This is a genomic window from Sinorhizobium sp. Y406 (assembly GCF_058732025.1).
In genome coordinates this window covers 1,632,278-1,653,021 of the sequence record NZ_CM178974.1, presented here as the reverse complement: position 1 = coordinate 1,653,021, position 20,744 = coordinate 1,632,278, and the positions used below count along the sequence as shown (strand labels likewise).

The 20,744-nt window shown below is 62.1% G+C and carries 19 protein-coding genes and 1 pseudogene; 8 read left to right on the top strand and 12 right to left on the bottom strand.

The window, feature by feature from the left end; all coding sequences use genetic code 11:
• The first annotated feature begins 417 nt into the window (after positions 1–417).
• On the top strand, positions 418–1,479 hold the full coding sequence (gene selD / locus AC4P1R_RS07905) for a selenide, water dikinase SelD (protein WP_492177620.1): 1,062 nt from the start codon (positions 418–420) through the stop codon (positions 1,477–1,479).
• Here selD and AC4P1R_RS07900 read toward each other — a convergent pair.
• The 3 genes and pseudogenes from AC4P1R_RS07900 to alr form a co-directional block, all read right to left on the bottom strand.
• Positions 1,469–1,852, bottom strand: a complete 384-nt coding sequence (locus AC4P1R_RS07900) for a RidA family protein (RefSeq protein ID WP_492177619.1) — start codon at positions 1,850–1,852, stop codon at positions 1,469–1,471. The two genes, selD and AC4P1R_RS07900, sit on opposite strands and share 11 nt — an antisense overlap.
• Positions 1,853–1,878: 26 nt before the next feature.
• Complete coding sequence (locus tag AC4P1R_RS07895) at positions 1,879–3,129, bottom strand: D-amino acid dehydrogenase (protein WP_492177618.1); 1,251 nt, start codon at positions 3,127–3,129, stop codon at positions 1,879–1,881.
• 24 nt (positions 3,130–3,153) lie between these two features.
• Positions 3,154–4,285 (bottom strand): annotated as a pseudogene (gene alr / locus AC4P1R_RS07890) (alanine racemase).
• Positions 4,286–4,409: 124 nt separating this feature from the next.
• On the opposite strand from alr, the gene AC4P1R_RS07885 reads away from it, so the two are divergent.
• Complete coding sequence (locus AC4P1R_RS07885; RefSeq protein WP_492177617.1) at positions 4,410–4,874, top strand: Lrp/AsnC family transcriptional regulator; 465 nt, start codon at positions 4,410–4,412, stop codon at positions 4,872–4,874.
• Between the two features lie 535 nt (positions 4,875–5,409).
• Here AC4P1R_RS07885 and mobB read toward each other — a convergent pair.
• Genes mobB through AC4P1R_RS07870 form a run of 3 tightly spaced genes read right to left on the bottom strand, consistent with a single transcriptional unit; the run spans position 5,410 to position 7,498 of the window.
• Positions 5,410–5,922 (bottom strand): molybdopterin-guanine dinucleotide biosynthesis protein B, encoded by a 513-nt coding sequence (mobB, locus tag AC4P1R_RS07880; protein WP_069458430.1) that lies wholly within the window; start codon positions 5,920–5,922, stop codon positions 5,410–5,412.
• Entirely contained in the window at positions 5,919–6,578 is a 660-nt protein-coding gene (gene mobA / locus AC4P1R_RS07875) for a molybdenum cofactor guanylyltransferase MobA (RefSeq protein WP_492177616.1), read from the bottom strand. Before mobA ends, mobB begins: the two co-directional genes overlap by 4 nt.
• Before the next feature lie 11 nt (positions 6,579–6,589).
• Complete coding sequence (locus tag AC4P1R_RS07870) at positions 6,590–7,498, bottom strand: DMT family transporter (RefSeq protein WP_069458432.1); 909 nt, start codon at positions 7,496–7,498, stop codon at positions 6,590–6,592.
• 408 nt (positions 7,499–7,906) lie between these two features.
• Between AC4P1R_RS07870 and AC4P1R_RS07865 the strand changes: the two genes are divergently transcribed.
• Positions 7,907–10,462, top strand: a complete 2,556-nt coding sequence (locus AC4P1R_RS07865; protein ID WP_492177615.1) for a methyl-accepting chemotaxis protein — start codon at positions 7,907–7,909, stop codon at positions 10,460–10,462.
• Positions 10,463–10,650: 188 nt separating this feature from the next.
• Here AC4P1R_RS07865 and moaA read toward each other — a convergent pair whose 3' ends face one another.
• Positions 10,651–11,700, bottom strand: coding sequence for a GTP 3',8-cyclase MoaA (gene moaA, locus AC4P1R_RS07860; RefSeq protein ID WP_151611320.1), 1,050 nt, complete (start codon positions 11,698–11,700; stop codon positions 10,651–10,653).
• A 212-nt stretch (positions 11,701–11,912) separates the two neighbouring features.
• Here moaA and AC4P1R_RS07855 point away from each other — a divergent pair, with 212 nt between their 5' ends.
• Positions 11,913–12,287, top strand: coding sequence for a gamma-butyrobetaine hydroxylase family protein (locus tag AC4P1R_RS07855; RefSeq protein WP_492177614.1), 375 nt, complete (start codon positions 11,913–11,915; stop codon positions 12,285–12,287).
• 9 nt (positions 12,288–12,296) lie between these two features.
• Here AC4P1R_RS07855 and AC4P1R_RS07850 read toward each other — a convergent pair whose 3' ends face one another.
• Positions 12,297–12,791 carry a MarR family winged helix-turn-helix transcriptional regulator gene (locus AC4P1R_RS07850; protein ID WP_069458435.1) on the bottom strand — a complete coding sequence of 165 codons (495 nt, stop codon included), beginning with the start codon at positions 12,789–12,791 and terminating at the stop codon, positions 12,297–12,299.
• A gap of 45 nt (positions 12,792–12,836) precedes the next feature.
• Between AC4P1R_RS07850 and AC4P1R_RS07845 the strand changes: the two genes are divergently transcribed.
• Together AC4P1R_RS07845 and AC4P1R_RS07840 are read left to right on the top strand one after the other, a co-directional pair.
• On the top strand, positions 12,837–13,754 hold the full coding sequence (locus AC4P1R_RS07845; RefSeq protein WP_492177613.1) for an alpha/beta fold hydrolase: 918 nt from the start codon (positions 12,837–12,839) through the stop codon (positions 13,752–13,754).
• 81 nt (positions 13,755–13,835) lie between these two features.
• Positions 13,836–14,444: a pyridoxamine 5'-phosphate oxidase family protein gene (locus AC4P1R_RS07840; protein WP_151611318.1), complete on the top strand. Its 609-nt coding sequence runs from the start codon at positions 13,836–13,838 to the stop codon at positions 14,442–14,444.
• A 53-nt stretch (positions 14,445–14,497) separates the two neighbouring features.
• Here AC4P1R_RS07840 and AC4P1R_RS07835 read toward each other — a convergent pair whose 3' ends face one another.
• The 4 genes from AC4P1R_RS07835 to AC4P1R_RS07820 form a co-directional block, all read right to left on the bottom strand.
• Positions 14,498–15,826, bottom strand: coding sequence for a TRAP transporter large permease (locus AC4P1R_RS07835; RefSeq protein WP_192803757.1), 1,329 nt, complete (start codon positions 15,824–15,826; stop codon positions 14,498–14,500).
• Positions 15,827–15,829: 3 nt separating this feature from the next.
• Entirely contained in the window at positions 15,830–16,408 is a 579-nt protein-coding gene (locus AC4P1R_RS07830; RefSeq protein WP_083265316.1) for a TRAP transporter small permease subunit, read from the bottom strand.
• Positions 16,409–16,674: 266 nt separating this feature from the next.
• Positions 16,675–17,694 carry a TRAP transporter substrate-binding protein gene (locus AC4P1R_RS07825; RefSeq protein ID WP_069458438.1) on the bottom strand — a complete coding sequence of 340 codons (1,020 nt, stop codon included), beginning with the start codon at positions 17,692–17,694 and terminating at the stop codon, positions 16,675–16,677.
• Between the two features lie 41 nt (positions 17,695–17,735).
• The gene (locus AC4P1R_RS07820) at positions 17,736–18,563 is read right to left on the bottom strand and encodes a GntR family transcriptional regulator (RefSeq protein ID WP_492177612.1); all 828 of its coding nucleotides are present in this window, start codon (positions 18,561–18,563) and stop codon (positions 17,736–17,738) included.
• Positions 18,564–18,702: 139 nt separating this feature from the next.
• Here AC4P1R_RS07820 and AC4P1R_RS07815 point away from each other — a divergent pair, with 139 nt between their 5' ends.
• Positions 18,703–19,902: a mandelate racemase/muconate lactonizing enzyme family protein gene (locus tag AC4P1R_RS07815; RefSeq protein ID WP_492177611.1), complete on the top strand. Its 1,200-nt coding sequence runs from the start codon at positions 18,703–18,705 to the stop codon at positions 19,900–19,902.
• An 11-nt stretch (positions 19,903–19,913) separates the two neighbouring features.
• Positions 19,914–20,681, top strand: coding sequence for an SDR family oxidoreductase (locus tag AC4P1R_RS07810; RefSeq protein ID WP_492177610.1), 768 nt, complete (start codon positions 19,914–19,916; stop codon positions 20,679–20,681).
• Positions 20,682–20,744 lie beyond the last annotated feature (63 nt).

The window sequence follows — 20,744 nt, the reverse complement described above, 5'->3', positions numbered from 1 at the left end:
CGTTATCGAGACGGCGCGATTTGAGGGAGGTTTTCAGCGCTGTAGCACTTCGAACTGCTGCATGCCTTTGTGCTTGAATCGAAGTCGGTTCAAGGAAACAGGCAGCAGTTGCAAATTGACGCCTGTGTTACGAACAACCATAATCGACCGATGGGCTTGCACGCCGCTCCCGGGTCCCGGGGCACTGTGAATAGGGCTGACGCCGCGCCGCCGACGACGGCCGTTGATGCCCGTCCGTTCCCGGCTCGCTTGCTTCCTTGCCGCCCCCGTCGGCAAGACGTCGTCGGCCCGCCGCCCAGTTCGCCCAAAGCGGCGCGCGTCTTTTCAGACTCGCAAAGGCTGCTGATACTCTTTGAACCTGCGCATCTCCGAAGATCCGGGAGGATCTTCGGGCCAATCCGCTAGCGGGAGGCCGGCATGGATAATTCGACTGCGACAACGCCCTTTCGTCTGACGGCGCTTGCCCACGGCGGCGGCTGCGGCTGCAAGCTGGCGCCATCGGTGCTGCAGCAATTGCTGGTCGATCAACCCGTCGGCGGGCAATTCGCCCGGCTCCTCGTCGGCACCGAAACAGGTGACGATGCCGCCGTCTGGCAGCTCGATGACGAGACTTGCATCATAGCGACCACCGATTTCTTCATGCCGATGGTCGACGATCCTTTCGACTTCGGCCGGATCGCGGCGGCCAATGCGCTCTCCGATGTCTATGCCATGGGCGGACGGCCGATCATGGCGCTTGCGATCGTCGGCATGCCGGTCGAAAAAATGCCAACGGAGATGGTCCGGGAGATCCTGAGAGGCGGTGGCGCGATCTGTGCGGAGGCCGGCATTCCCGTTGCCGGCGGCCACTCGATCGATTCGCTGGAGCCGATCTATGGCCTTGCGGTGATCGGCACAGTCCCGCCCGCCAGCATTCGGCGCAACAGCGATGCCCGCGTCGGCGACGCGCTGATCCTGACGAAGGCGTTGGGGGTCGGAATCTATTCGGCGGCCTTCAAGAAGGGCGCATTGCCGTCGGATGCCTATGCCGAACTCATCGCCTCGACGACGCTCCTCAACCGTGTCGGCGCAGAGCTTGCAAAGAATGTCGATGTGCACGCCGTCACCGACGTTACCGGCTTCGGCATTCTCGGCCACGCGCTGGAGATGGCCAGGGGATCGGACAAGCGGATATCGCTCAGGGCACGCGACATTGCCCTCTTTGCCCGCTGCGCCGAACTCGCAGAAGCAGGATATGTGACCGGCGCCTCCCATCGCAACTGGGCGAGCTACGGCATGAGCGTGCTCGTTCCCGACGACCTCCCGCCATGGCAGCGCCACATCCTGACCGACCCCCAGACCTCCGGCGGTCTTCTCGTTTCCTGCAGACCGGAGCGCGCGGAAGCGCTGCTCCGGGACATTATTCAGGCGGGCTATTCGGCCGCGCGGATCATCGGCCAGGTCGAGGATGGTGGGCCGGGACTGCGTGTCACGACCTGAGGGCAATCACCGCTTCAATTTCCACCTGCGCGCCCTTCGGCAGAGCGCTGACCTGATAGCAGGCGCGAGCGGGAAAGGGCTTCTGGAAGAATGTTGCATAGACATTGTTGATGTCGGCGAATTTGGAAAGGTCTGTCAGCAGCACGGTCGTCTTGACGGTCCTCTCGATTCCCGATCCCGCCGCCTTGGCGATCGCGGCGACGTTCTTCAGGCATTGTCTTGCCTGCTCCACGGGATCGTTGGACACGAACTCGCCGGTAGCCGGGTCGATTGGGAGCTGACCCGAGACGAAGAGCAGATCGCCGACCTTTATCGCCTGGGAAAAGGGGCCAATGGCGCCCGGTGCGTCAGCAGTTGCAATCGCTTCAATCATGAGTACCTCCGAACTTGGATTTTGGATCAGCTGTAACGGGCGATCGCGAGATCGGCCGCGTCGATATCCGGCTTTCGGCCGCTCACCAGGTCGCTGATGAGCCGCGCCGACCCGCAGCTCATCGTCCAGCCCAGCGTGCCATGGCCCGTATTGAGGAAGAGACCGGCGATCTTTGTGGCACCGATGACCGGCGTCCCGTCCGGGGTCATCGGCCTCAGGCCGGACCAGAACGATGCTTTCTGCACATCACCCCCCGGGAACAGATCGGTTACCGAATGTTCGAGCGTGCGCCGCCGGGCGCTGCAAAGGTCATTCGTGTAGCCCGAAATCTCCGCCATGCCGCCGACCCGGATGCGGTCACCGAGCCTGGTGATCGCGATCTTGTAGGTCTCGTCCATCACTGTCGACTCCGGTGCGCGCGATGGATCGGTGATCGGAATCGTCAGCGAATAGCCTTTGACGGGATAGACCGGCAGTTTGATGCCGAGCGGCTTCAGCAGGAGCGGTGAATAGCTGCCGAGCGCAACGACGACCGCATCGGCGCTCAACCAGCCGCGATCGGTGGCGACCCCATGCACCCGGGCGCCTTCCACGCCGAGGTCCTTGATGCGTGTGCCATAGGCGAAGCGGACGCCACGCTCTGCGGCCTTCGCGGCCAGCGTGTTGGTGAACTTGAAGCAATCGCCGGTCTCGTCATTCGGCGTCAGCAATCCGCCGACGATCTTTTCGCGGACATGCTTCAGCGCGGGCTCCGCCAGGATGCAGTCATCCCGGTCGAGCACTTCGTACGGGATGCCATCGGCCGACAGGGCTTTCACGTCCTTTGCCGAGGCGTCGAGCTGTTGTTGCGTCCTGAAGAGCTGCAGTGTGCCCTTCATGCGCTCGTCATAGCCAATGCCCGTTTCGGCCCGTACCTCGGCGAGGGACGTCCGGCTGTAATCGGCGAGACGCAGCATGCGGCTCTTGTTGACCGCGTAGCGCTCGGGCGTGCAGTTTCTCAGCATCTGGAACATCCAGGCGAGCATTGCGCGGTCGAGCTTGGGACGCAGGATGAGCGGCGCGTGTCGCATCAACAGCCATTTCAGCGCCTTCGCCGGGATGCCCGGCGCCGCCCAGGGCGAGCAATAACCGAAGGAGACTTCGCCTGCATTGGCGAAGCTGGTCTCGAGAGCGGGTCCGTCCTGGCGGTCGACGACCGTGACCTCGTGACCTGCCTTTGCCAGTTGATAGGCGCTGGTTACGCCGACCACTCCGGCACCAAGTACGATGACTTTCATGGCTTCCCTCAATAGAAGTTATGCTCAGCGATACCGCCGGTCATATCGACGGCCGAGGCCGGTCAGGATTTCGTACGAGATCGTGCCGGCGGCTTCCGCCACGTCTTCCAGCGTCTGATGCGGACCGAAGACCTCGACTAGGCTGCCAAGCGAAAGCGCGCCGTCGGGCAGGGCGGTGACATCCACCGTGATGCTGTCCATCGAGACCCGTCCAACGATCGGCAGGCGAACGCCCTCATGAAAGACGGCGCCGCGGCCGCTCAGGCTGCGCGGAAAGCCATCGGCGTAGCCGCCGGCGATGGTAGCAAGCCGCATTTCGGAGGATGCCACGTGTGCGCCGCCGTATCCGATCCTCGTGCCGGCGGGAACCGTCCTCGTCTGGATGACGGCGACCTCGAGCCGCACGACGGGCTCCATCGGATTGGGTTTCCCTGCAGAGGGCGCGCCACCGTAAAGGGCGATGCCCGGTCGAGCCAGGACGCCGTGATAGTCGCCGCCGAGGAAAACGCCGCCCGAGTTGGCGAAGCAGACATCCAGATCCGGAAACTCCGCGGCGATGCGGTGCATCTCCGCGAGTTGCTCGGCATTCTGCCCGTTGTCCATTTCGTCGGCGCAGGCGAGATGACTCATGATGAAAAGGATTTCGATATTCCGGCAGTCCTTGAGCTCGGCTGCGAGCGCCGTGCGTTCCTGCGGCGCGACCCCCAGCCGCGACATGCCGGTGTCGAACTGCACCACGGCGGGCAGCACGCGTCCGAGTTTCTGCGCTGCAAGCGACCAGCGCCGGAATTGCTCGAGGGAGTTGAGCACCGGAACGATGCCGGCGTCGGCGCAGCTCTCCTCTGCGCCGGGCTGCAATCCGTTAAGCACGAAAATTTGCGTGTCGTTCGGCAGACGCGGCTTGAGTTCGACAGCCTCCATCAGTTGCGCAACGAAGAAATGCCGGCAGCCTTGCGCATGGAGGGATCTGGACACGGGCTCGGCACCAAGTCCGTAGGCGTCAGCCTTCAACGGCCGCGGCCGCTGCGGGTGCGACAGCCAAGGAAAGCTTCCGATAGTTTCGACGCAAGGCGGCAAGATCGATGGTCAGGTAGCCGGAAGCCCCCGTGTCAGCTCGGGCATGGCGATCTTGAGCATGAAAAGCGTATCCGTCCATGTGTCCCCTCTCTTCTGCAGGGGAACATATTGAAATTTTCGTCGAATTGTCTGGCTAAGTTCGATCATTTATTGCAAAGTCTATGAGTAGTTAGAATGATCATCGAAGAAATGGAATATCCTGCATGACCGCAATCGATGCGATCGACCGCAACATCCTGCGCCTGCTGCGGCTCAACGCGCGCATGAGCAATGCTCGCCTGGCCGAGGAAATCGGCCTGTCGCCTTCTGCTTGCTTGCGGCGGATAAAACTGCTCGAGGAGGCTGGCGTCATCCGCGGCTACACGGCATTGGTGGACAGCGGGAGTTCCGAAGACACGATCGCCGTGATCATCAACATCACGCTCGAACGGCAAACCGAGGAACATCTCGACCGTTTCGAAGCGGCCGTGCGAAAGCATCCGGAAATCCGCGAGTGCTTTCTGATGACAGGCGGATCGGATTATCTTCTAAGGGTGGAAGTGGCAGGCGCCGGCGAGTTCGAGCGGATCCACAAGGAAATCCTCTCGACGCTGCCGGGCGTCCTCCGGATTCATTCAAGCTTCTCGATCCGCAACGTTCTGGCTACCCGGGCCAGCAGGCAGCGTTGACCCCATGCCAATGGCGCCTACTGCATGTCTCCTTTAATCGATCTCGATTAAAGGACAGAGACATGCAGCAATTCAAGGTGCTACAGCGACCTTTGCGCGTCGACTTGGCGTCGGCAATGTCAGCGAATGAGGCCTGATGAAAAGTGCGGCTGCCGTCGGGACCCGTGCGACGGCAGCCGAATTGCCCTGGGAGGATGGGCGTTACGGTGGACGTGAATACGAGTGTCTTCGTGGTCCCCACCATTGATTCCCATTCTACCAGACGAGCGGCAGGCGGGCCGCGGTATCTGCGCCGCTCACAGGCATGTTCTTCCGTAAAACGGGCTATCACAGCTAATTTTGCTTCAGTTGCTTGTATGCTTGCCTTGTTCGTCTGAGCGCGAGAATAAGCGGCCCAAAGCAGTCCAATCTGCCTATGTGGCATCGAATGGCAGTACTTAATTGCGAACGCCGGCTTCATCGCGGGAACATTCACGGACGTCGCGGCAGCCGCGACGGTCTCTGACGCAGACTTGACCGACAGCGCGTCTATCGTTCAGCCGCGCAACCCCGTGGTTTGCTCGATGAAATCGGCGATCGCCGCCGTGTCGTCGAGATCGAAGACGGGCAGGGGGCTGTCGGCGACGAGGTGATCGGCGGCGATGGCGACGATGTGTGAGTCGGTTGGCGCCAGCGGTTCGCGATTGGCCGAGTCCAGCCGGCGGGCCTCGATCTTCGGAATTGGTTCGCGCTTGTATCCCTCGATGAGGACGAGATCGCAAGGGGCGAGCCGCGACAGAATTTCCTCGAAGCTCGGCTCGGCCGCTCCGCGCAACTCATGCATGATGGCAAAGCGGGTCGAGGAGACGATCGTCACCTCATGCGCCCCCGCTTCGCGGTGCCGGTAGCTGTCGGCGCCGACCTTATCGATGTCGAAGTCGTGGTGGGCATGCTTGACGGTCGACACCCGATAGCCACGCCGGGTCATTTCGCTGACGAGGCGGACCATCAGACCCGTCTTGCCGGAGTTCTTCCACCCGGCGATGCCGAATATCCTGGGTGCGTTCATGGTGCGGGATCCTTGATATGCGCCAGCCATGCTTCCGCCTCCTGAAGCTGTTGCGGCGTATTGATGTTGAAGAACGGGTCGAGCGGTCCTGCCGTCGTGGCGATCGGCGCGAAGTCCACCGCTACCGAGGGATGGCGAGCGATGAAGGCGCGAACGCGCCGCTTCTCGTCGATGCGGATCCAGGCATCCAGGTCGTCTGCTAGTCCGATCGGCCACAGGGCGAAGAGCGGATGCATCGCGCCGAGGGACCAGGCAACGGCGATCTCGCCGGCAGACGTGAGCGCATTCCGGAGCCTGGCCGCCAGCGTGGCCGGAAAGAAGGGCGTGTCGATCGGCACGGTCAGGACGTGGCTCGCGTCCGGTGAAGCCTTCGCCACGTGACGCATTGCCGCCAGCACGCCGGCAAGCGGGCCGGCGAAGCCCGGGATCGTGTCGGCTATCATGGTCGTATCGCTCGGTAGCGCAATGCCCGGTTCGGCGTTGAGATTGACGGCGATGCTTGCGACCTGCGGCCTCAGCCGGGCTGTGACATGGGCGAGCATGCTGCGTCCGCCGAGGCTGGCGCTCGCCTTCGGTGTGCCCATGCGCGTGGAACGGCCGCCGGCGAGAATGACGGCGGCTGGGCGGCCGGTTGCAGTGGAGGCGCCTTCGGTCATCGAAGCGATTCCTATTCCAGCGGGCTCGTGACAGCGCGCTGCGCGACGGCGGTGCGTCCGCGCAGGCTTTCGCGATAAAAGGTATAGAGACCCGAGCCGATGATAACGGCAACGCCCGCCAGCATCCAGCGGTCCGGCGTCTCGGCAAAGAAGACGATGCCGATCGTGATCGACCAGACAAGCCCGGTGTAGCGGAACGGCGCGATCACCGAAATGTCTCCCTCGCGCATGGCGAGGACGATCGTCTGATAGCCGAGCATCAACAGCGCGCTGGCGCCGACGATATGGGTGAAGGAGGTCGCCGATACCGGCTGCCAGCCGCCGAACGGGACGATAAGCGCCGCTCCGACCAGCGTCGTGACGAAGGCGGTGGTGACGGTGATGAAGAGCGAGGGCACTTCTGTTCCGATCCGCCGTGTGCAGAGATCGCGCGTTGCCGTCACGAAGACGCAGGCGACGACTGTCAGCGCCGCTGGTGTAAAGCCCTCGGGCCCTGGCCTCAGCACGATCAAGACGCCAACAAAACCGATCACGATCGCCGCCCAGCGGCGCCAACCGACCGGCTGACCGAGGAAGAGGGCCGCGCCGAGCGTCACCGCGAGCGGCAGCGCCTGCATGATCGCCGATGCATTGGCCAGCGGTATGAGGGCGAGCGCCGAAATATAGGTCACCGATGCGAGGGCTTCCATTGCGATACGCAGCAGGATCACCGGCCGAAAAATCGTGCGGATCGGACGCAGGGCACCGAAGTGGAGCGCAACCGCCAGCGCCATCAAGGTGGTCAGCAGACCGCGCACGAACATGATCTGACCGGTATTCATCGTGCCGGTCACCGACTTGATCAGCGCGTCGTTACAGGAAAAGGCGGCCATGGCCAGGCACATGAAGACGATGCCGCGGAGATTGGCTGAGGGGTGCATCACGAAAACCTTCGGCTAGGGCGCAAATACCCGGCAGGACCGGGCGAATCTATTCGCTGCGGCCGCCCGACTGCCTAGCTTTGAATGCCATTTTCTCCAAAACTCAAGCCTATGTTCCGCGCGACCACCCCTCAAATGCCCCAGGACCTTCGCGCCACCAGGTCCTGATACATTCGGGGAATCTTAATTTTCGCGGCCTATCGTCCGGATGATTCCGCAATCCATCGCATGATGCGATCGGTGGGCGACGGTCGGAAAGCCGACCATGGCGTGCTGCGACCTCGGAGCTGGAGGTGTTCCCGGCCGCAGCCCGATGCCCCGGCGGCTCCAAGCATCCGAGCGATGTATGGTGCTGCGAAATGCAAGCCGCGCGGACATGTCTCTTCATAATAAGAACTGGGGTCCGCAATGTCTGTCATCGATCGCCTTCTGCAGCGCCTGCGCATTGTTACGAAAGTCCTCCTTTTCGTCATACCGCTTGTGGCGCTGATTGCCGGGATCGGCCTCGTCGGCTTTTTCACCGCTCGCACCCTCAACGGGCACATGACGGTCACCCGCGAAACGATCAACAATCTTTCGGACTTCCAGGCGCTCAGAAGCGCCCTTCAGGCTTTCGCGGATGATCCGAGTTCCAAGGCGCGCGACGCGCTCGAGCACGCGATCGACGAACAGGAGGCGGGCGTTGGGGCGCTTGATGCCTTGCTGACGCGGGATGCCGACAAGGCTCAGATCGCCTCCGTCGTCGGCCTCGGCAGCCGGATGCGCGCCCAGACGGATAAGCTCTGGGCGGTCGAAGTCGAACGGGAGAAGGTGACGGAATCGCTGGAAGCCGCGCTTGCCGACATGACCAGGAACGGCAACGGCGCCTACAAGCAGATCGATATCCTGCGCTCGCAATCGGGCGAGAAGGAAGCCTTCGCAAAGGCGTTGCTGTTCGACGCGGCGGCCTATCAGGGCTTGGCCGAGCGGATCAAGAAATTCCGCCTGCCGGTTACTATGGCGGTCAATCCGGATGCAAAGATCGAGCAGGCGAACAAGTTGCTGCCGCACCTGATGAAGCAGATCGACGAGTCGGAACGGATCGCCTCCGAGAAGGTCAAGAAACCGATAGGCGAGCTCAAAGCACTGGCGGAACAGGTCCAGGCAGTCCTGGCGGGGCCTGAGGAGAACGACAAGAAGAAGAACGCGCTCGTGCCGATCCTCAGCAAGTTCTCGAAATATGAGGCCGATTTCGCCAAGGCGGCGGCGGCCAACTCCGATACAGCCGCAAAGCGCTTCGTCAGCATGGACGGCGAAATCGTGACGCTGAAGACGCTGATTGGCCTGATGGGCGAGACGTTCAAGGGGCTGGACAGCGCCCGTCTTCACATCAGCGAGTTGCATCGAAAGCTGGATCCGGCAAACCGCGATCTCGTCGTCGCCGACCTCACGGCAGTCCGCGAAACGGCCGACAAGCTATCCGAACTCGGCGCGAAGAACGCAACCCTGCGTGAGCTGCCGGCAAAGCTCGGCCCGTCGCTCGACAATATCGACAAGGGGACCGCGGCGCTGATCGATGTCGGCGCGCGCTGGCAGGCGACCAAGAGCGAGGCGGCGGCCCTCGTCGCCGATGCAAGCAGCACGCTGGAAAGCTTCGTCAGCCGTGCCCAGGAAGCCGGAAAGCAGGACAGCCAGCGCTCGGCAACCGTCTCGATCGTGGCGATGGTCGCCGGGACGCTGCTGGCGATCATTGGCGGGCTGATGCTTGTGGAGACGCTGCGCGGTCCCTTGAAGCGCGTCACCGAGACGATGACGCGGCTTGCCAATGGCGATCTCGAAGTGGCGATCGAAGGGCGCAACCGCGGCGACGAGATCGGCGACATGGTCCGCTCCGTTGCCGTCTTCCGCGACAATGCGCTGGAAAATGTCCGCCTCGGGCGCGAGGCCGAGGCGGCACGGACGCTGTCCGCCCAGGAACAGGCTCGCCGCTCAGAGGAGCGCGCGCGCGTCGAGGCGGAACAGATGCAGGCCCTGAATGCGCTTTCCGACGTGCTGTCGCAGCTTGCCGCCGGCAATCTCGAGGAAGGCATGGCGGAGGATCTGCCGGAAGACTACGTGATCATGGCGCGCACCTACAACAATGCGGTCGAAGCCCTGCGCGCGACCCTGATGGATGTCCGCCTCGTGACGGAAGAGATCACCGGCGGCACCGGCAACCTCTCGGCTTCGGCCGACGATCTTGCCCGCCGCACCGAACAACAGGCAGCAGCCCTCGAGGAAAGCTCGCGGGCGCTAAGCCAGCTGACGGAGATCGTTCGCGCCACGGCCGAGAGCGCTCGGCAGACGACCGTTTCCGTCGATGAGACGAATTCCTATGCACAGCATTCCGGCGAAGTCGTCGCCAAGGCGATTGACGCCATGGCGGCGATCAATCGTTCCTCGGAAAAGATCGGAACGATCATCGGTGTAATCGACGAAATCGCCTTCCAGACCAACCTGCTGGCGTTGAATGCGGGCGTCGAGGCGGCGCGCGCAGGCGAGGCGGGCCGCGGCTTCGCCGTCGTGGCGCAGGAGGTGCGGGAACTGGCCCAGCGTTGTGCGAGTGCCGCACGCGAGATCAAGGAGCTTATTTCCGCGAGTTCCGTTCAGGTGCGCAGCGGCGTCGAGCTGGTGCAGGAAACCGGCAATGCACTGTCGGTCATCAACGATCACATTGCGACGATCCACAGCCTCGTCAGCAATATCGAGGCCGCCGCCGCCGACCAGTACCGCGGCCTGAACGAGGTCAATACCGCGGTGCACGAAGTCGAATTGATCACGCAACAGAATGCCGCAATGGTCGAGGAGAACACGGCCGAGATCCACGGCCTGCGCCGCCAGGTGGAAATGCTCAACGAGAAAATCGAGCGCTTCAAGACCGGCACGAACGGCGTAGCGTCAAGCTATGGCCAAGGGCGTTATGGGGCGGCGACTTACGCTGCGTAAACTCCGGAAAATTGGCCCCTTTCCTCGGGTTTAACCCGAGGACTAACCCTCTCCCCGGATTCGGGGCGAGGGGACGCTTTCCTCCGCGTCGGCACCACCTGTGGTTGGAGGGGAAGGCGACCCCGCGAGGCCCTTCTCCCCGCCTGCGGGGAGAAGGTGGCGGCAGCCGGATGAGGGTCAATCAAACGTCACCCGCCAGTCACACTCATATGCCGCGCCACGGCGGGGCGGTTGTGTTCGCGGTCGATGATGAAATCGTGGCCCTTGGGTTTGCGGCCGATCGCCTCGTCGATGACTTTCGACAGGTAGGCGTCGTCATTGGTGGCGCGCAGCGCGGCGCGCAGGTCCGCGGCGTCGTTCTGGCCGAGGCACATATAGAGCGTGCCGGTGCAGGTGAGACGGACGCGGTTGCAGCTTTCGCAGAAATTGTGGGTGAGGGGCGTGATCAGGCCGAGCCGGCCGCCGGTCTCCTCCACCTCGACGTAACGGGCGGGACCGCCGGTACGGTAGGGCACATCCCGTAACGTGAATTGCGTCTCGAGACGCTCGCGCATTTCGGAAAGCGGCAGGTAGTGATCGGTGCGGTCCTCGTCGATCTCGCCCATCGGCATGGTCTCGATCAGCGTCAGGTCCATGCCGCGCCCGTGCGCCCAGCGCATCAGGTCCGGGATCTCGGCGTCGTTGAAGCCCTTGAGTGCCACCGCATTGACCTTGACCTTGAGGCCTGCGGTCTGGGCGGCATCGATGCCTTCCATCACTTTCGCCAGCTCTCCCCAACGGGTGATCTGCCGGAATTTGTCGGCATCGCGGGTGTCGAGCGAGACATTGATGCGGCGGACGCCGCAATCGGCGAGTTCGGCTGCATATCTCGAGAGTTGCGAGCCGTTCGTGGTCAGCGTCAATTCGTCGAGCCGGCCGGCCTCGATCTCTTTACCGAGTTCCCGAACGAGGAACATGATGTTCTTGCGCACCAGCGGTTCGCCGCCGGTCAGCCGCAGCTTGCGCACGCCCTTGGCGATGAAGGCGGAACAGAGCCGGTGAAGTTCCTCGAGCGTCAAGAGGTCCTTTTTCGGCAGGAACGTCATATGTTCCGCCATACAGTATGTGCAGCGGAAGTCGCAGCGGTCGGTGACGGACACCCGCAGATAGGTGATCGCACGGCCGAAGGGGTCGACCATCGGGGCGGTCACGTCATCGATCGGTTGCGCGCTTTCGCTGTCTATTCTGGCCGTGTTCAATCCATTTCTCCCGGAACCCTCAATGTCGTGAGCAATAGGGTGCGCGTCAAGGCGGCTGCTGCGTCAAATTGTTTCAAACTCACGGAAAGCAATCCCCGAGAGATTTCCGCCCGTTCAATTCTGCTTTACTACTGCACAGCGCCACGGCGATCTTTGCGCGCCTGCGGCGCCAGAGAGCTTTTCTAGCAGAGGACGAGCGGGGAGTAATGGCGATGAGCGACCACTGGCCGACCGAATTGCGCATATCGAAGGATCGCCATCGGTTGGTGGTGACCTTCGACGATGGTGCCTCCTTCGATCTTTCGGCCGAACTGCTGCGCGTGCTTTCGCCCTCGGCCGAAGTGCAGGGGCATGGGCCCGGCCAGCGCGTGACCGTGCCCGGCAAGCGCAATGTGCAGATCCTTTCGGTCCAGCCGACGGGAAACTATGCGGTGCGGATCGGCTTCGACGATTTCCACGACACCGGCATTTACACCTGGTCCTACCTGCGTGAGTTGGGCGAGAAGGGCGACGTCCTGTTCCAAGCTTACGAGCAGGAGCTTGCGGACAAGGGCATGTCGCGCGACCGGTCCGAAAAGCCGCACTGATCAGGCCTCCTATCGGTTCCTATCATCGATGCCGTTCTCCTCAAGCAGGATGGCAATCATTCGTTCCATCGATTCTGCGATCCTGATGCAGTCCTCGATCGGGGCCCCCCGGTGCGAATCGTCGATCAGCGCCGTCTGGATCTCCATCGCCTCTTCCGTCAGTACCCGTCCCACTGGCGTAAGGGACAGCCGCAACACGCGCTTGTCCCTGGCATCGCCGCGTCGTTCGATGAGGCCCCGTTTCTCCAGTTGCGGAAGCAGCATGCTCATGTTGGAGCGGCCGACCAGCAGCTTGCGGGCGAGTTCTTGCTGGCTGATGCCGTCGAAGCGATAGAGGTTCACCAGGATGTCGAGATGCGGCGGCTTGATATCGAGATGGGACAGGCGGCGCGTCAGCGTCTGCTGCATCAATTGGCACGCCCGCGCCACGGCGATCCAGCTGCGAAAGCGCGGGTGATCCCAGGGAAAGTGAGGGTGTTCGGCAGTCGCTTGCTTTTTGTTCATCGTTGTACAATTATGTTCATTATTGAACGTTTTGAGGGCTTCACTATGGCATCCTTTGCGACGAAGGTCATCCGCCTCTGGCTGAAGACCGTTGCCGCGGTCTCACCGGAAAAAGCGGGTCAAATCGCTTTCCGGATATTCTGCCGCACACCGGGCCGCAAGCCCAGAAACGGCAAGGAGAAGGCGCTTTTGAGGGTCGCGTCGCCGGTCATGGCTCGCTCGCGGAGCGTCACTCTGTCGATCGCGGGTGGCTGGGTCGTCGCGCGACATTTCGAGCGTCCGGAGGGCGGACGAGGGCCTCGCGTGCTGCTCGTGCATGGATGGGGATCGCGCAGCGACTATCTCGGCAGGATGACCGAGGGTCTGCTTGCCGCCGGTTCGGAAGTGGTAGCCCTTGATTGGCCGGGACACGGCGCCTCGCCCGGCCGCTCGTTGACTGTGGTCCAGGCGGTGAGGGCGGTCGATGCGGCCTGGCGTCATTTCGATGGCTTCGACGCTGCCATTGGCCATTCCTTCGGTGGGGCCACGCTTGCCTGCGCGGCGGGAGCGGTGGTCTGCGACGTGCCGCCACGTGTCCCTGCGAAGCTGGTGCTGATCGGCGCGCCGAGCGAAATGAATTGGCTCGTCCAAGGCTTCGGCCGGATGCTCGGCCTTGCACCGGCCGCACAGGCGGTCTTCGAAGGCATGATCGAGCGGTTCTCCGGGCGCCGCATCGACGGGTTCGATGGTGCCAGGATCCTCGGCGCGCTAGGTATACCGACGCTGGTCATTCACGCGGAGGACGACAAGGAGGTGCCCGCCTATCACGCTCGCCGTTATGGCGATGCCGGCCCGAATATCGACCTGCATTGGGCCAACGGACTCGGCCACCGCCGCATTGTGTCGGCGCAGCCGGTGATCGAAAGGGTGACGGCATTTCTCGACTATGATGAAAACCAAGTGCGCTTCGGTCTGATCGCCTGACGTCATCGCTTCGTCATGCTATGCCGCGTAACGTCACGCGAATGCCGGCTCAATCGGCACGGACGAACCGCGGAGGGAGACATGACGATTGTCGGGACAGTCGAGGAGTTGAGGGCGCTCTATGGCGAATCAAGCGAGGCATCGATCGTCAAGGTGACGTCGGCACTCACCGCCGAATACCGTCAGATGATCGAGGCGTCGCCTTTCGCCGCATTGGCGACCGTTGGGCCGGAAGGGCTCGACTGCTCGCCGCGCGGTGACGATCGATCCGTCGTCCGTGTCGCAGACGACCGGACCGTGCTGATCCCCGACTGGCGCGGCAATAACCGCGTCGATTCCCTTGAAAATATCGTCCGCGATCCGCGGGTGGCGCTGCTGTTTCTCGTTCCGGGTTCGAACACGACCATGCGGATCAACGGCACGGCCGTCGTGAGTGTCGACCCCGACCTGACGAAATCTTTCGAAGTCGACGGCAAGCACCCGCGCAGCGTCGTCGTGGTGACGATCGGCGAGGTCTATTTCCAATGCGCCCGGGCGCTGCTGCGCTCGCAGCTGTGGAACCCCGAACGCTTCGCCGATCCGAAGTCGCTACCGACGCCCGGCGCCCTTCTGAAGGCGGCAAAAGCCGATTTCGACAAGGATAGCTATGATCGCGAATGGGCAGTCCGTGCGGCGAAGACGATGTGGTAGTGGATGGACCGAGAGGAGCCAAGACCAGCACATGGTAATCGACGCTGTAGGGCTTATCGTCCCGTTATCCCTGGAAAAGCTATGAGCACCGCAATCGCAAGAATCTGAAGCATGATGAACGGCAGCAGCGATTTGAAAATGACGCCGAGCGTGATGCCGGGCGGGGCAACCGACTTGAGGTAAAACGCGGCGGGGCCGAATGGCGGGGAAAGGAAAGAAACCTGCATGTTCATGCAGAAGAGCACGCCGAACCAGACCGGATCCATGCCGAGAGATTTGATGATCGGCACGAAGATCGGCATCGTGAGCAGAGCGATGCCGACCCAGTCGAGGAAGGCGCCCAGGACGAAGAGAATGAGCATCATGAAAAGAATGATGACCGTCGGATTGTCGGAAATGCCTGTGATGAGACCGGACACGAAGTTGACGCCACCCATCAGGTTGTAGACACCGACGATCGCTGTCGCACCAATGCCGATCCAGACGATCATGCCGACGGTCGCCAGTGTCTGCATCGCCGCGTCGCGCAGCAGGGCGTAGGAGAACTCACCGCGCAGGATTGTCGACAGCACCACGCCGCCGACACCGATGGCGGAGGCTTCGGTTACCGAGGCGATGCCCCCATAGATCGAACCGAGCACGATGAAAACCACGAGGATCGGCAAGGCCAATCCCTTGAGGAGTCGGATCTTTTCGGCAGTTGGGATCGGCGCAGCGTCCGCTGGCGGCGCCACATGAGGCGTGAAATAGGCGCGGGCCAGGATGTAGACGACATAGAACATGGCCAGCATGAAGCCGGGGATGAACGCAGCCGTGAACAGCTCTCCGATCGAGACATTGGCGGTCAGGCCGTAGATAATCAGGACGATCGACGGCGGGATCATCGTTCCGAGCGCCCCACCGGCACAGACGACGCCGATCGCCAGGCTCCGGTCATAGCCGAGGCGCAGCATCTGCGGTAGGGCGATGAGGCCGAGCAGAACGATCTCCCCGCCGATGATGCCGCTCATGGCGGCGAGAATGACCGAGACGAAAATCGTCTGTACGGCGACACCGCCGCGGATGCGGCCGGCGAAAAGCTTCATTGCGTCGAACAGATCGCGCGCGATACCGGAGCGATCGAGGATCGCCGCCATCAGCACGAACATCGGCACGGAGACGAACACGAAGTTCATGACGAAGGAGTATACGCGGCTGGTGATCAGCGGGATCGACATCGGGCCGAACCAGCCGAGGGCGAAAATGAGCGCGACGAGCAGCGTCACAAAGGCCAGCGGCATGCCGGTCAACAGCAAGCCCACCATCAGCACGAACATCACCGTCGTGCCCCAACCAATCCCAAGCGCCTGCAGGTTGAAGCCGACATCCAGGAAGTCTGTCATGGGCTAATCTCTCCGGTCGCTGCGGGCATAGTTGAAAGCCAGGATCAAGAATTGCAGGACCAGCAAGACCATCGTGACGAAGATGAAGATCTTGATCAGGGCAGGGGTCGGTGCGCTCCACGCGCTTCCCGTCGTTTCGAGGCGTATTTCGCCGGCCGGGGTAACGACCGCGCGCGTCACCATGTGGTAGGCGGCGTAGGCGAAAAAGCCGCTCGCAAGTGCACAAACCAGCGAGATCACGATATCCGCGATCCGTCTCGCTTTTGGAGACAAGTGGTCGTAGATCAAGACCACGCGAATATGGCTGTTCCGGCAGGTGCAGTAAAGTCCTCCGAATACGAAGGCGGATCCGCAAAGGAAGACCGTCGTCTCATGCGCCCAGATGGTGGGGCTGTTGAGCACATAGCGCAGAAAAACCTCCATCAGCAGGATGAGTGCGGCTGCGACGATGCCGGCTGCGAAGACGTATGCGACCTTGTCCACGATCCGCCCCATAAGGCCGGCTTCGGGAGCCGGGGCGGCGATGCCCTCGCTTGTCGCCGCCAAATCTATCTCTTCTCTCGTGCGAGAATGATCGGCCATCGCTTCTCTCCCTACTGCATGTCTCCTTTAATCGACCTCGATTAAAGGACAAAGACATGCAGAAATTCAAAGTGCTACAGCGACCTTTGCGCGTCTAATAAGACGCGCGGCGCTGTAGAGCATTTTGCGGTCACGTGGAATCACCTGACGTCGGACAAATGCGGCAAAACAAACAGATAGATCGGTGGCGCGAACGTATGTGAGCGCATCCCGCTCTAGCCAATATCAAGGTAAGGCGGCCCAGCCGGTGGGCCGCCCAGAGCCTGTTACAACAGGCCTTTTTCTTTGAGGTAGGCGGTTAGGGTATCAAAGACTTTCTGCGCCATCGGCGAAGTCTTGGCCAAGCGCTCCCACTCCGCAACAGCGATCTTGCGGAACTTTGCACGCTCCTCGGCCGACCAGTCGTGCACGGTTATGGATCCATCGGCCTTCGCTTCCTCAAGTGCGGCCTGATCAGCCTTTTTCAACCCCTCGATCTGGGTTTGCTGGAATTCCTTGACCGTTTCCTCGAGCATCTTCTTGATGTCGTCGGGCAATTCGTCCCATTTCGCCTTGTTCATCGATACTTCGACGAGCGGCAAGGAGTGAAAGCCGGGATAGACCGGGTGCGGCGCCGCCTTGTTCAAGCCCTGCTGCTGGTTGACGGAAAACACGGAATAGTCGGCCGCGTCCACCACGCCTTTGTCGATCGATGTGTAAACTTCGGAGGCAGGCAGGTTGACGGGGGCCGCGCCGGCCGCGGCGAATACGTTTGCAATTGGGCCCTCGGGCGAGCGCACCTTGACCCCTTTGAGGTCGTCGACGCCGTCAAGCGGCACGCGGGAGACGAACGCCTCGAGGCCCGGGGTCGAGACGCCGATGAAGTGCAGGCCGTAGGAGCCGAGCAGTTCTTGCATGATTTCCTTGCCGCCGCCGTTTTCGACGAAATCGATCATCTGCGACGGGTCCGACCAGGCGCCAACGGGATTCGAAATCAGGCCGAAGGCCGGGTCCTTGCCGGCCCAATAGGAGGAATCGCAGATCTGTCCATCGAGAATGCCGCCTGCCACGGCGTCGAGAGTTTCATTGTATTCGACGACCGAGCCGACTGGCAGAAGCTCGATTTTCACCTTGCCTCCCGAGCGCTCGGCAACCAGGTCTGTCCAGCCCTTCTGGTATTCGAAATTGGGGTTGCCGGCCGGGTCCGATGATTGGAACCGGAACGAATACTCCTGTGCGCCGGCCGCGCCGGCCAGGCCGAGCACCGCCACGAACGTGGCTGCGGTATTGAACAGAAAACGTCTCATGATCTTTCCTCCCTTGGATGATCCGTTGTGGGTATCGCGTTCTAATCGGGCGGCGCAGAACTCCCGTCACTGGCCGGCGCGAATGGGCCGGCAACGCTGTGGGTGGTGGGGAAACGGATGTCCAGCAGGGCCGGATCGATCTGTTCCTCGAGCTCGACGAGCATGGAAATGCCGAACTGGATCAGTTCGTCCGATGCCTGGCAGGCCCTCTCCGCATTGCCCGCAAGCACGGCTTCCATGATGGCGACATGGCGCTCGACAGTGCGCGAGAGGCCATCGGGTCCACTTATATGGGTCAGATGCAGGTAGCCGTTGCGCCGGCCGATGGCGTGGAGCGGGCTCAGTACACGTTCAAGAAATCGCTCACCCGACGCTCGGATCAGGAGGTCGTCGAACGATTTGTCGATGAAATTGAAACTGTCGACCGTCATCGCCGGCCCCTCGGCTTCGAGCTTCCTCTTCAGGTGATGAAGGGCGGCCCGATCGTTGGAGGTCATATTGCGAATGGCGGCCGCGGTGACGAAGCGGTCGAGATCGCGCCTGAGTTCCGCGAGGCGCTTTTCCCGCGAAAGGTCGATCGGCGCGACGCGGAGGCCGTTCCGCGGACGAATTTCCAGAAGCGTTTCGGCTGCGAGCCTGCGCACGGCCTGGTGCACCGGCGTGCGGCCGATACCAACCATTGCCTGAAGGTCCTGCGTGCGGATTTCGGCGCCCGGCACAATGCGCATGGAAACGAACAGCGCCTCTATCCGCTCGTAGGCGAGCGCCGTCAGATCGCGCCCATGCTCGAGCGGCCAAGCGTTTGCAGCCTCGGAAATGGCCGAGGGTTTGGCGGCTTTGCCTCTCTCCTTGAGCGGTCTCCCTTGCAAAATGCGCTCCGAAAACGTATTGCGATCGGAAGTGATATTTCACAGAATATCATAGTATGTCAATTCCCGACCCGCCGGCCCGCGGCAGAGCCAGGCCGGATGGCCGGAGCGGGGTTTCAGGCTGCCAAGGGAGGAACGCATGAGGATCACCGCACTGGAAACGCTGAGAACGGAAGAGTTTTCGAACGTTCTCTGGGTTCGCGTTCACACGGATGAGGGCACGATCGGCCTTGGCGAGACCTTCTACGGCGCCGGGGCCGTCGAGGCTCATATTCACGATACCTTGGCAGGCCGCCTACTCGGCCAGGACCCGTTGCGCATCGAGGCGCTCAATCGGGTCATGACCGACCTCCCGATGGCGCAGGCGTCGACAGGCGTCGAATATCGCGCCGCTTCTGCGATCGACATCGCGCTCTGGGATCTCTTCGGCAAGGTATGCGGTCAGCCGGTACACCAGATGCTCGGCGGATTGGCCACGGACAGGCTGCGCGTCTACAACACCTGCGCCGGTTACGGTTATGTCCGCAGCCACAATATCCGCCCGGTGGACACCTGGAACATTGGCGCCGGCGAGGGACCTTATGAAGATTTGGCCGGCTTCATGACCGATGCCGGTGCGCTTGCCGAAAATCTGCTTGAAAGCGGCATTTCGGCCATGAAGATCTGGCCGTTCGATCCGCCGGCGCAAGAAAACCGCGGCCTCTTCATCACGGCGGAGCAAATGAAGAAGGCGATCGAGCCCTTCGAGAAGATCCGCAAGACCGTCGGCGACAAGATGGAAATCATGGTGGAGTTCCATTCGTTGTGGAATCTTCCCACAGCGAAGAAGATCGCCCGGGCACTGGAGCCCTATTCCCCCACCTGGTACGAAGATCCGATCCGCATGAACTCGCCGCAGGCGCTGGCCGAATATGCGGCGGCAACGGATGTCTGGGTCTGTGCGAGCGAGACGCTTGGTTCGCGCTTCCCCTATAAGGACATGTTGGAGCGGAACGCCGCCCACGTGGTGATGGTCGATCTCTGCTGGACGGGCGGCCTGACCGAGGGGCGCAAGATCGCTTCTCTTGCCGATACTTATCATCGCCCCTTCGCGCCGCATGATTGCACCGGCCCCGTCGGTTTTGCAGCGGCAATCCACGCCTCCTTCAGCCAGCCGAACACACTGATCCAGGAGTCGGTCCGGGCTTTCTATACCGGTTGGTACAAGGAACTCGTGACGGTCGTGCCGACGATCAAGGACGGTTATGTCTTGCCGATGCAAGGGCCGGGCCTCGGCACGGATCTGCTGCCTGAGGTCTATCTGCGTCCGGATCTGATCTGCCGCCGCTCGGAGCTTTGAGGGAGATACTGATGACCAGAAAACTCTTCGACCTTACGGGCCGTACGGCTTTGGTGACCGGATCGTCCCGCGGGCTCGGTCGCGCCATCGCGCAGGGTCTCTGCGACGCCGGTGCCAGGGTCGTTCTCAACGGTCGAAACGAAAAGGCCGTGGCGATTGTCGCGGAAGAAATGCGGAATGCGGGTCATCAGGTACTGGAGGCGGTATTCGACGTGACAAGTGAGTCCGCCGTGAGGAACGCCTTCGAACGCCTCGACGACGAAGGCCTGGAGGTCGACATCCTCGTCAATAATGCGGGCATTCAGCACCGGCAGCCGCTTGTCGAGCTTTCCCTTGCCGATTGGCAGCGCGTCATCGACACCAATCTGACCAGCGCCTTCCTCGGCGGCCGCGAGGCGGCGCGTCGGATGATTCCCCGTGGCCGCGGCAAGATCATCAACATCGGCTCACTGACCAGCGAAGTCGCGCGCGCCACGGTCATTCCCTATACCGCCGCGAAGGGCGGAGTGAAGCTGCTGACGAAGGGGATGGCCGCAGAATGGGCCAAGTTCGGCATTCAGGCAAATGCCATCGGGCCCGGCTACATGCTGACCGACATGAACGAGGCGCTCGTCAACGATCCGCAGTTCGACGCCTGGGTGAAGAGCCGCACGCCGGCCGGCCGGTGGGGCGAGCCGCAAGAACTCGTCGGCACGGCGGTTTTCCTTGCCTCATCGGCATCCGACTATGTCAACGGCCAAATCATCTACGTCGACGGCGGCATGCTGTCCGTGCTTTAAGCGGCTGCCGCTACTGCATGTCTCCTTTAATCGACCTCGATTAAAGGACAAAGACATGCAGCA